An 11,223-nucleotide genomic window follows, 5' to 3' on the forward strand; every position below is an offset into this window, starting at 1 on the left:
CCCCCCCGCCGAGCCCCTCGGCGTCGGAGACCGGCTTTTCCCCCAGCTGGGCAACCCGGGATACGACGTCCGCTCCTACGACCTGCGCTTCACCTACCCGGGCTCCCACACCCGTCCGATGAAGGCGGTCACCACCATCGAGGCCGAGGTGACCCACCGCCTGGAGCGGATCAACCTCGACTTCGCGCACGGCGAGGTCTCCTCGGTGACGGTGGACGGCGCGAAGGCCGCGTTCGCCACCGCCGGCGAGGATCTGGTGATCACACCCCGCCGGACGCCGGAGCCCGGCGACACCACCCGTATCGTCGTCCGGCACACCAGCGACCCACGGCCCCCGAAGGACCAGCAGCACGGTTGGGTGGTGACCAAGGACGGCCTCGCCATGGCCAACCAGGCCGACGCCGCCCACCTGGTCTTCCCCTGCAACGACCACCCCTCCGACAAGGCGCTCTACACGATCCACGTCACCGCCCCCGGCGCACTGACGGCCGTGGCGAACGGCCTGCCGGACAAACGCCCGAAGAACACCGGCCGGGCCGCCGGGAGCCGTACCTGGACCTACCGGAGCAAGCACCCGATGGCCACCGAGCTGGTCCAGGTCTCGCTGGGCCGCTCCGCCGTGGTCGGCCGCAAGGGGCCGCACGGGCTGCCGCTGCGGGACGTCGTCCCCGCCGCCGACCGCGAGAAGCTGGAGCCGTGGCTGGCGAAGACGCCCGCCCAGATCGCGTGGATGGAGAACAAGGTCGGCCCCTACCCCTTCGAGACCTACGGGGTGCTGATCGCCGACACCGCCACCGGGTTCGAGCTGGAGACCCAGACCCTCTCCCTCTTCGAGCGCTTCCTCTTCACCGAGCCCGCGATCCCCGCCTGGCTGGTCGAATCGATCATGGTGCACGAGCTCGCCCACCAGTGGTTCGGCAACAGCGTCACCCCGGCCACCTGGTCCGACGTCTGGCTCAACGAGGGACACGCCACCTGGTACGAGGCGCTGTACGGCGAGGAGACCGGGCACCGCACGCTGGAGGAGCGGATGAAGGCCGCGTACGCCTCCTCCGACAAGTGGCGTGCCGCCGGGGGACCGCCGGCCGCCCCCAAGGCGCCCAGGGACGGGCAGAAGATCGGCATCTTCCGGCCGGTGATCTACGACGGCTCGGCGCTGGTGCTGTACGCCCTGCGGCAGGAGATCGGACGGCACGCCTTCGAGCAGGTCGAGCGGGCCTGGGTGCACCGCCACCAGGACGCGACCGCTACCACCGCGGACTTCGTGCGGCTGGCCTCCGAGGTCGCCGGGCGCGACCTGGACGGATTCTTCCGGGCCTGGCTCCAGGACACCCGGACCCCGCCGATGCCGGGGCACCCGGACTGGAAGGCGGAGGCCCCCACGACCGAGGGCAAGCCGGCCCAGGGCCGCTCGGTGATCCCCGCCCCCGGCCTGGGGCACAGCCACGTGGGGCACGGGCATGTGGGGCACGGGACCATGGGGCACGGACACACGGGGCGTGAGCACATGAAGCTCGGCCACACGGAGTGACGGGTCCGGGCGGCGGTACCTGGGGCTCCGGCACATGCGGCCTCGCTCACCTGAAGCGCGGGCAGGCGCACCCGGGCCCGTACCCGCACGCGGGTGACCGCCGCGCGGGTGCACCGTCGTCGCGGCGGCACATAACCCGGTGACGGGGCGGCGGCGCCGTGGGACCATCGTGGGGCACGGGCGGGTTGCCCGGGAATCTCCCGGGGCACCCGGACGTTGTGACCAGTGACGGACCGCACGGCCCGCCATCACCCCCTTCGACGTAAGGACCCAATGACCTCCTCTTCATCCACTTCCCAGGACTCTCAGCGCGCCGCGCACGCCCTTCGGGCCGATGCCCTGATGGAAGAGGACGTCGCCTGGAGCCACGAGATCGACGGCGAGCGGGACGGCGAGCAGTACGACCGCTCCGAGCGGGCGGCCCTGCGCCGTGTCGCGGGCCTCTCCACCGAACTCGAGGACGTCACCGAGGTCGAGTACCGGCAGCTCCGCCTGGAGCGGGTCGTGCTCGTCGGGGTGTGGACCTCCGGTACGGCGCGTGACGCGGAGAACTCGCTGGCCGAGCTGGCCGCCCTCGCCGAGACGGCGGGCGCGCTGGTGCTCGACGGCCTCGTCCAGCGGCGCGACAAGCCCGACGCGGCCACCTACATCGGCTCCGGCAAGGCCAACGAGCTGCGCGACATCGTGATCGAGTCGGGCGCGGACACCGTCATCTGCGACGGTGAGCTGAGCCCCGGCCAGCTGATCCACCTCGAGGACGTCGTCAAGGTCAAGGTCATCGACCGGACCGCGCTGATCCTCGACATCTTCGCCCAGCACGCCAAGTCCCGGGAGGGCAAGGCGCAGGTGGCGCTGGCGCAGATGCAGTACATGCTTCCGCGACTGCGCGGCTGGGGTCAGTCCCTGTCCCGTCAGATGGGTGGCGGCAAGGGCGGCGGCCTCGCCACCCGTGGTCCCGGTGAGACCAAGATCGAGACGGACCGGCGCCGGATCCGCGAGAAGATGGCGAAGATGCGCCGGGAGATCGCGGAGATGAAGACCGGCCGTGACGTGAAGCGTCAGGAACGGCGCCGTAACAAGGTGCCGTCGGTCGCCATCGCCGGATACACCAACGCCGGCAAGTCGTCCCTGCTCAACCGCCTCACCGGCGCGGGCGTCCTGGTCGAGAACGCGCTGTTCGCGACCCTGGACCCGACCGTGCGCCGGGCCGAGACGCCCAGCGGGCGGGTGTACACGCTGGCCGACACCGTCGGCTTTGTCCGCCACCTGCCGCACCACCTGGTCGAGGCGTTCCGCTCCACCATGGAGGAGGTCGGCGAGTCCGACCTGATCCTGCACGTGGTGGACGGCTCGCACCCGAACCCGGAGGAGCAGCTGGCCGCGGTCCGCGAGGTGATCCGTGACGTCGGCGCCACCGGCGTGCCGGAGATCGTCGTGATCAACAAGGCGGACGCCGCGGACCCGCTGGAGCTGCAGCGGCTGATGCGGGTCGAGAAGCGCTCCATCGCGGTGTCGGCCCGTACCGGGCTGGGCATCGACGAGCTGCTGGAGCTGATCGACGCCGAGCTGCCCCGTCCGGCCGTCGAGGTCGAGGCACTCGTCCCGTACACCCAGGGCAAGCTGGTGGCGCGGGCGCACGCCGAGGGTGAGGTGATCTCCGAGGAGCACACCGCGGAGGGCACCCTGCTCAAGGTGCGGGTGCACGAGGAGCTGGCGTCGGACCTCGCTCCGTTCGCGCCGGCCGCCGCCTGACCCGTCGGCGCGTGACCCTCTCCGGGTCACGGAGCCCGCAGGGCCGAGTACGCACGAGGGCCCGCCTTCCCGGTTCGACCGGGAAGGCGGGCCCTCGCCTCGTTCGGGGCCGGGACCCGTTACTCGGCGCTGACCGCCTTGTAGAGCTTCTCGGCCTGGGCGTCGAGGCGCGGGCCGGCCAGCCAGCCCGCCGAGATCGGGCCGATGGAGGTGTTGGAGACCAGCGCCTGCTTGCCGTCCGAACCCTTGGCGACCCAGCCGCCGCCGGAGGAGCCGGCCGTCATCGAGCAGCCGATCCGGTACATGGTCGGGTCGCTGGCCACCACCGACAGGCGGCCCGGCTCGTCCTGGCACCGGAACATCCGCTCACCGTCGTACGGGGCGGCGGCCGGGTAGCCGGTGGCGGTGACGCTGTCGACGTCCGGCACGGCCGGGGCGTCGAACTCGACGGGCAGCGCCGTGCCCACCGTCTCCTCCAGCGACTTGCCGCCGCCGTTCTCCGGGGTCACCTTCAGCACCGCGTAGTCGAACGGCGCCCCGTTGCCGCCGGTCTGGCCGCCCTGCGCGATCCACTGGTCCGAGGTCATCGCGACCTGGGCCCACCAGAGGCCGTGCGGGGCGAGCTGCCCGGGAGCGGCGTCGGCCAGCTTCTGCCCGCTGAGACCCTTGTCGTTGTAGGCGGGGACGAAGGCGATGTTGCGGTACCAGCCGCCCTTCTCACCGGCGTGCACGCAGTGGCCCGCCGTCCACACCAGGTTCGACTTCCCCGGGTTCGCCGGGTCCTTCACCACCGTCGCCGAGCAGACCATGGTGCCCTGCGGTCCGTCGAAGAAGAGCTTGCCCGCGGCGGGCGCGGACCTGCTGTACGGCGTCGCCACCGCGGCGGCCTCCACCACCTCGGGCGTCGGGTCGGTCACGCCCTGGTCGCCGGAGAGGTCGTTCTCGTCGACCGTGTTGGCCGGGTCCTCGGCCTCCCGCATGCGGTCGGAGTTCCAGAGGTCCTCGATGATCGGGTTGATGAACTGGTCGGCCTCACGCAGCCAGTCGTCCCGGTCCCAGTTCTTCCAGGCGCCGCCCCGCCACTCGTCGAGGTCGATCCCGTGCTCCTTGAGCTTGTCGGTCAGCTCCTGGGGGATCTTGATCTTTCCGTCGCCGACGTCCGGGACGGACACCTTCGGCTTGTCCCCGGCGGTGACGTCCTCCGGACCGCAGGCGCCCGCCGTCAGCGCCAGGGCCGAGGCGAGGACGACGGCCGCGAGGGGACGGAAGCCGCCACGGCGGGTGCGGGAGGACCCTCCCCCGGTCGTTCCCCGGCCGTGCGGAAAGGGCGGGCGTATGGGTCGCATTGCAGAACTCCCCCTGGCGTGAGTGCGCTTGGACGTGATGGGACCGGTCACCCACGGTGCCCGGTCAGCCACCGCCACCCTAGGCGGTGGCTGTGGGTGACTGCCGACGGATCGGCAACGGTTCCGTCACGAGGGGGAGTCGGCTCACCCTGCGGCTTTCCCGGAACTCGGGTTTCACCCGTGTCCCCCACGAAGCTCCGCCAGTTGTAGTGGTGAGGGGACGGCTGTCCATGCCCGGCCCCGCGGACGTGGGGCGTCGGGAGGACCAGAGGGTGACCTTGACCGGATCCGTGCGCAGGCAGCCGCTGCGGGAGGCGTCGGCGCGGACGTACGCGCGCGCCCTGCCGATCGTGCCGGTGCGTGCCCGGGGCATGACCGTCGAGGGCGCCGACGGCAGCCGTTACCTGGACTGCCTCTCGGGGGACGGAGCGCTGGCGCTGGGGCACAACCACCCGGTCGTGCTGGCGGCGGTGCGCGAGGTGCTGGACTCCGGCGCGCCCATCGGCGTGCTGGACCTGAGCACACCGGTCGAGGAGCGGTTCGTCGCCGAACTGCTCGCCACGCTGCCGCCCGGGCAGGCGCGGGGCGCGCGGGTCCGCCTCTGCGGGCCCGCCGCCGCGGACGCCCTGGCCGTGGCCGCCCGCCTGGTCCAAGGCGCCACCGGGGCCGCCGGACCCCCGGTGCCCGCGGACCGGCCGGGGGAGGGGCACGCGAGCGTGGAGGCGCTGCTCGAAGGGTGCGCCGCGGGAGCCCCACGGCCCGCCGGAGTGATCGCCGAACCTTTGGACGACGGGTGGCTGCGCGGTCTGCGGGAGGCGACGCGGGCGCGCGGGGTGCCGCTGATCGTCGACGAGACGGTGACCGGGGTCGGGCGGACCGGCGCGTTCTGGGCCGTTGAGCACAGCGGGGTGATCCCGGACGTGATGGTGCTGGCCAAGGCGATCGGCGGCAGCCTGCCGCTGGCCGTGGTGGTGCACCGCGAGGACCTGGAGGCCGCCGCCCCCGCCGCCGGGGGCCGTGCGGCCGCCTTGGCCGGCCGGGCCGCGCCGGCCGACGAGGCCCGGGGCAACCAGCTCGCCATGGTGGCGGGCGCGGCGACCCTCGCCCACGTCCGCGAGCACCGGCTGGCCGATCGGGCCGCGGTGGTGGGGGAGCGCATGCTGACCGGGCTGCGCGAGCTGGCCGCCCGTCTCCCGTGCGTCGCGGGCGTGCGCGGGCGTGGGCTGATGCTGGGCCTGGAGTTCACGGTCCCGGACGCGGTCACCGGGGAGCCGTGCGGCGCATCGGGGCCGACGGCGGCGGCCGTGCGGCGGGAGTGCCTGCGGCGGGGGCTGATCGTGGGCCTCGCCGGTCCGCACGCCGAAGTGGTGCGTCTGCTGCCGCCGTTGACGGTCAGCGACGAACAGGCGGACGCCGTACTGGAGCGGCTGGCCGACGCGGTGGCGGCCGCGGCGGGCGCCGCACGGCCCTGAGCCGTCCACGGGGCCGGACCCTGCCCGGCCGGCACGGCGCGGGTCCCGCATGCCCGCGGGGCCGGCACGTCCGCGGCCCCACAGCGGGCGCGCGCCGCCCTGCGACCGCCACCGGCGCGCCCCGGCCGGCTGTCGTCCGGAGCCCTCCACGGTCCCGCGCCTTCGGGCCGCGGCGTGCGGTGCGGCTCCTGCGGGCCTTGCCCGCTGTCCCGGTCCGCCCGCGAGCCCGTCCCACCCTCGGCCTGTACCGCCCGTAGTTCCGCACCCCCCTGCTGTGAGGACCAGTTGAACGTCACCCCGCCCACCGAGCCGACCCTCCTGCCCCGCGCCAGGACCACCGGCGGCGACGCCGACGGGGACGGCGGCCCCGTCGCCGACCCGCTGGAGGGCGCGGCTCCCCAGGCCGTGGCCGACGCCGCGACGGTGGAGAACCTGCTGCGCTGCTGGGTGCGGGAGCGGAACCTGCCCGCGCCGCCGCCCGGTCTGCCGCTGCGGGTGCCGCTGCCCGCGTGCGGCGCCGAGCTGGTCGTGCCGGTCCGGTACTGGTCGCCCACCGGCCTGCACCGCTTCGGCGCGGCCAGGCCTGCCGCCGCGCCCGCCTCCGCACCCCCGGTGGACGCCGCGCTGCTGGCCGCGTTGCTGGCGCGGGAGACGGCGGCCCACGAGGAGACGGCTCCGCACGAGAGGGCTCCGCACAAGGAGACCATGGCGCCCGTCGGACCGGGGGCGGCACCCGGTGACGGCCCCGGCCCGGTCGCCCGGGTGATCGACTCGGCCCGCCGCACCGCCGTGTTCCTGACCGAACGCTTCCACGGCCGGGGTCTCGGTCCGGCTCCGGTCCCCGACCTCTTCCTCGGCGCCGAGCAGTCCCTCCTCCTCGGCCACCCCTTCCATCCGGCCCCCAAGAGCCGGGAAGGGCTGACCGACGAAGAGCTCGTGCGGTACTCCCCGGAGACCCGCGGGGCCTTCCCCCTGCACTGGGTCGCGGCAGCCCCCGGCGCCCTCGCCTCGGACTCGGCCTGGACCGAGAGCGGCAGAACCGTGCCCGCCCAGGACCTCGTCGCCCGGCTGCACGGCCCCGCCCTCGACGCCCCGCCCGGGCACGCCCTGCTTCCCGTGCACCCCTGGCAGTGGCGACGGCTGCGGGACGACGGCCGGGTGAAGGCGCTGCTGGACGCCGGCCTCCTCACCGACCTCGGCGTCCGGGGCGAGCCCTGGAGCCCCACCTCGTCCGTCCGCACCCTGTACCGCACCGGCGCCCCTGTCATGCTCAAGCTGTCGCTGGGCCTGCGCGTCACCAACTCGCTCCGGGAGAACCTCCGCAAGGAACTCCACCGGGGCGTCGAGGTCCACCGGCTGCTGCGCGGCGACCTCGGCGCCCGGCTGCGTGCCGCGCACCCCGGCTTCGACATCGTCCGGGACCCCGCCTGGCTGGCCGTGGACGCGCCGGACGGCAGCCCGGTGCGCGGACTCGACGCGGTGCTGCGGCACAACCCGTTCGGGCCCGCCGACGACGTGCTGTGCGTCGCCGCGCTCTGCGCCCCCCGGCCGGCCTGCGCGCGCCGGCCCGGCCGGCCCGTCTCCCGGCTCGCCGGTCTGGTCACCGGGCTTTCCGAGCGCACCGGGCGGCCCCTGGACGCCGTCTGCGCCGAGTGGCTCCTGCGCTACCTGCACGCCGTCGTCCGCCCGGTGCTGTGGCTCGACGGGGAGGCGGGCGTCGCCCTGGAGGCCCACCAGCAGAACACCCTCGTCGTCCTGGACGCGGACGGCTGGCCGGCCGGCGGCCGCTACCGGGACAACCAGGGGTACTACTTCCGCGAGTCGCGCCGGGCCGAACTGGAGGCCCGGCTGCCCGGCGTGGGCCGCCGCAGCGACAGCTTCGTCGGCGACGCCGTCACCGACGAGCGCTTCGCCTACTACCTCGGCGTCAACAACGTCCTCGGGCTCATCGGCGCGTTCGGCTCGCAGCGGCTCGCCGACGAGCGCCTGCTGCTCGCCGCGTTCCGCCGCTTCCTGTCCGACGTGGCCACCGGGCCCGACCGCACCCGCTCCGCGCTGCCCGCCCGGCTGCTGGACGAACCGCTGCTGCGGTGCAAGGCCAACCTGCTCACCCGGCTGCACGGCCTCGACGAACTCGTCGGCCCGGTCGACACGCAGTCGGTGTACGTCACCGTCGCCAACCCGGTGTACGCAGGATGACCGCCGCCATGTCTCCCCTGGCCGCCCCGGTCCGGCCGTACGGGTCCCACCGCCCGGGACGGGCCGACGGCTGGGGCCCGGTCGCCACCCGTGCCGGGAGGTTCCGGCTGCTGCCCGTGCGCGTCGCCGACCACCTCGCGCTCGTGCACCGGTGGATGAACGACCCCGTCGTGGCGGCGTTCTGGGAGCTCGCCGGGCCGCCCCGGCGGACGGAGGAGCACCTGCGCGCCCAGTGCGGCGGTGACGGTGGCGACGTCGTCGTCGGAGGCGGCCGGAGCCTGCCCTGCCTCGGGCTGCTCGACGGGCGCGCGATGAGCTACTGGGAGATCTACCGCGCCGACCTGGACCCGCTCGCGGACCACTACCCCGCGCGCCCCCACGACACCGGCGTGCACCTGCTGATCGGCGAGGCCGCCGACCGCGGCCGCGGCCTGGGCGCCCTACTGCTGGACGCGGTGGTCCGGCTGGTGTTCGACCGGGACCCGGCCTGCCCACGGGTGGTCGCCGAGCCCGACGTCCGTAACCACGCCTCGATCGGCGCCTTCCGGAAGGCCGGGTTCCGCCGGGCCGCCGAGCTGGCGCTGCCCGGCAAACGCGCCGCCCTGCTGATCCGCGGGCGGGGCGTTGTCGGAGGGACGCACTAGGGTTGGTGGCGCTATGACGAAGCCCTCACTCCCCGAACTCCTGCACGCCGCGGTCGCGGCCGTCGGCGGCACGGAGCGCCCCGGCCAGGTGACCATGGCCGAAGCCGTCGCGGAGGCCATCGACGACGGAACGCACCTGCTGGTCCAGGCCGGCACCGGCACCGGAAAGTCGCTCGGCTACCTGGTGCCCGCCCTCGCGCACGGGGAGCGCGTGGTCGTCGCCACGGCCACCCTCGCCCTGCAGCGCCAGCTGGTCGAGCGCGACCTGCCCCGCACGGTGGAGTCGCTGCACCCGCTGCTGCGGCGCCGTCCCGAGTACGCGATCCTCAAGGGCCGCTCCAACTACCTGTGCCTGCACCGGCTGCACGAGGGTGTCCCGCAGGAGGAGGACGAGGGCCTCTTCGACCAGTTCGAGGCCGCCGCGCCCACCAGCAAGCTCGGCCAGGACCTGCTCCGGCTGCGTGACTGGGCCGACGAGACCGAGAACGGCGACCGGGACGACCTCACCCCGGGCGTCTCCGACAAGGCCTGGCAGCAGGTGTCGGTCTCCTCCCGTGAATGCCTGGGCGCCACCAAGTGCGCCTACGGCGCCGAGTGCTTCGCCGAGGCCGCCCGCGAGCGGGCCAAGCTCGCCGACGTGATCGTCACCAACCACGCGCTGCTGGCCATCGACGCCATCGAGGGCGCCCCCGTGGTCCCCCAGCACGAGGTGCTGATCGTCGACGAGGCGCATGAGCTGGTCTCCCGGGTCACCGGCGTCGCCACCGGGGAGCTCACGCCCGGCCAGGTCGGCCGCGCGGTGCGCCGCGCCGCCAAGCTGGTCGACGAGAAGTACGCGGACCAGCTGCAGACCGCCTCCGAGGGCTTCGAGCGGGTCATGGAGCTGGCGCTGCCGGGGCGCCTGGAGGAGATCCCCGAGGACCTGTCCTACGCGCTCACCGCGCTGCGGGACGCCTGCCGGTCGGTGATCACCGCCATCGGCAACACCCGGGACAAGTCCGTCCAGGACGAGGACGCCGTCCGCAAGCAGGCGCTGGCCTCCGTCGAGAACGTACACGCCGTCGCCGAGCGGATCACCCACCACAACGAGTGGGACGTCGTCTGGTACGAGCGGCACGACCGGTTCGGGGCCTCGCTGCGGGTGGCGCCGCTGTCGGTGGCCGGGCTGATGCGGGAGAAGCTGTTCACCGACCGCAGCGTCGTACTGGCCTCCGCCACGCTCAAGCTGGGCGGGGACTTCAACGGTGTGGCCGCGTCGCTGGGGCTCGGCCGTGAGGGCGTCGAGGGCGACGACCTCCCGCCGTGGAAGGGCGTCGACGTCGGATCGCCGTTCGACTACCCCAAGCAGGGCATCCTGTACGTCGCCAAGCACCTGGCCCGGCCGGCCCGGGACGGAGACCGGGCGGACATGCTGGACGAGCTCACCGAGCTGATCCAGGCCGCCGGCGGGCGCACCCTCGGCCTGTTCTCCTCGATGCGGGCCGCGCACCTGGCGGCCGAGGAACTGCGCGAGCGGATCCCGGAGTTCCCCGTCCTGCTGCAGGGGGAGGAGACCCTCGGCGAGCTGATCAAGAACTTCGCCGCCGACCCGCGGACCTGCCTGTTCGGCACGCTCTCCCTCTGGCAGGGCGTGGACGTGCCCGGGCCCAGCTGTCAGCTGGTGGTCATGGACAAGATCCCGTTCCCCCGGCCCGACGACCCGCTGATGAGCGCGCGGCAGAAGGCCGTGGAGGAGGGCGGCGGCAACGGCTTCATGGCGGTCGCCGCGAACCACGCGGCGCTGCTGATGGCGCAGGGGGCCGGCCGCCTGGTCCGGGCCACCGGTGACCGCGGCGTGGTCGCCGTCCTCGACCAGCGGCTGGCCACGGCACGGTACGGCAGCTTCCTCAAGGCAGGGATGCCGGACTTCTGGTACACGACCGACCCGAACCAGGTCCGCCGCTCGCTGGCCGCCATCGACGCGAAGGCGCGGGAGGAAGGGCTCTAAGGGCCGTCACACGGCCGCCGCACGGCCGGCGGCCGCCCTTCGGTCACGCCGGCCGTGCGGCGGCCTCGTGCGTCCGGCGGATCCCGCGGCTCTGGACCCTCGGCGCTCCGGGGAACCGGCTGGGCGACCGCCACAGCCCTGCGGAACCCTGCAGCCCGGTAGCCGGCCGCGGCCCGGAACTCGGTGCGAGGGCGGCTCGTGCGCTCGGGCGGCGCTCACCGTGGCCGGACCGGCGGGAGCGGCATGACCGGTGCCCCAGGGCGGCCCTGTGCGCCGGGTCGGCCCTGCGTAC

At 74.3% G+C, this 11,223-nt stretch carries 7 protein-coding genes; 6 read left to right on the forward strand and 1 reads right to left on the reverse strand.

Annotated features, from left to right (window positions below; translation table 11 throughout):
• Positions 1–1,531 (forward strand): M1 family metallopeptidase (locus ACOV8S_RS02150; protein ID WP_448315748.1); only part of this gene is annotated, 1,531 nt, incomplete at its 5' end.
• A gap of 273 nt (positions 1,532–1,804) precedes the next feature.
• A complete protein-coding gene (gene hflX / locus ACOV8S_RS02155; RefSeq protein WP_448315750.1) occupies positions 1,805–3,283 on the forward strand; it encodes a GTPase HflX in 1,479 nt (492 codons plus the stop codon).
• 119 nt (positions 3,284–3,402) lie between these two features.
• Here hflX and ACOV8S_RS02160 read toward each other — a convergent pair whose 3' ends face one another.
• Positions 3,403–4,629 carry a trypsin-like serine peptidase gene (locus tag ACOV8S_RS02160; protein ID WP_448315752.1) on the reverse strand — a complete coding sequence of 409 codons (1,227 nt, stop codon included), beginning with the start codon at positions 4,627–4,629 and terminating at the stop codon, positions 3,403–3,405.
• A 230-nt stretch (positions 4,630–4,859) separates the two neighbouring features.
• Here ACOV8S_RS02160 and ACOV8S_RS02165 point away from each other — a divergent pair, with 230 nt between their 5' ends.
• The 4 genes from ACOV8S_RS02165 (at position 4,860) to ACOV8S_RS02180 (ending at position 10,931) form a co-directional block, all read left to right on the forward strand.
• Entirely contained in the window at positions 4,860–6,101 is a 1,242-nt protein-coding gene (locus ACOV8S_RS02165; protein ID WP_448315754.1) for an aminotransferase class III-fold pyridoxal phosphate-dependent enzyme, read from the forward strand.
• A 285-nt stretch (positions 6,102–6,386) separates the two neighbouring features.
• The gene (locus tag ACOV8S_RS02170; protein WP_448315756.1) at positions 6,387–8,300 is read left to right on the forward strand and encodes an IucA/IucC family protein; all 1,914 of its coding nucleotides are present in this window, start codon (positions 6,387–6,389) and stop codon (positions 8,298–8,300) included.
• A gap of 8 nt (positions 8,301–8,308) precedes the next feature.
• Positions 8,309–8,944: a GNAT family N-acetyltransferase gene (locus ACOV8S_RS02175; RefSeq protein ID WP_448315758.1), complete on the forward strand. Its 636-nt coding sequence runs from the start codon at positions 8,309–8,311 to the stop codon at positions 8,942–8,944.
• Positions 8,945–8,957: 13 nt separating this feature from the next.
• Positions 8,958–10,931, forward strand: a complete 1,974-nt coding sequence (locus ACOV8S_RS02180) for an ATP-dependent DNA helicase (RefSeq protein ID WP_448315760.1) — start codon at positions 8,958–8,960, stop codon at positions 10,929–10,931.
• The last annotated feature ends 292 nt before the right edge of the window (positions 10,932–11,223 follow it).

This window comes from Streptomyces sp. CO7 (assembly GCF_053474865.1).

Bases quoted from the DNA above. Each gene is read 5' to 3' on its own strand.
- ACOV8S_RS02180 (WP_448315760.1), top strand. From the start codon at position 8,958: ATGACGAAGCCCTCACTCCCCGAACTCCTGCACGCCGCGGTCGCGGCC.
- ACOV8S_RS02175 (WP_448315758.1), top strand. From the start codon at position 8,309: ATGTCTCCCCTGGCCGCCCCGGTCCGGCCGTACGGGTCCCACCGCCCG.
- hflX (WP_448315750.1), top strand. From the start codon at position 1,805: ATGACCTCCTCTTCATCCACTTCCCAGGACTCTCAGCGCGCCGCGCAC.
- ACOV8S_RS02165 (WP_448315754.1), top strand. From the start codon at position 4,860: ATGCCCGGCCCCGCGGACGTGGGGCGTCGGGAGGACCAGAGGGTGACC.
- ACOV8S_RS02160 (WP_448315752.1), bottom strand. From the start codon at position 4,629: ATGCGACCCATACGCCCGCCCTTTCCGCACGGCCGGGGAACGACCGGG.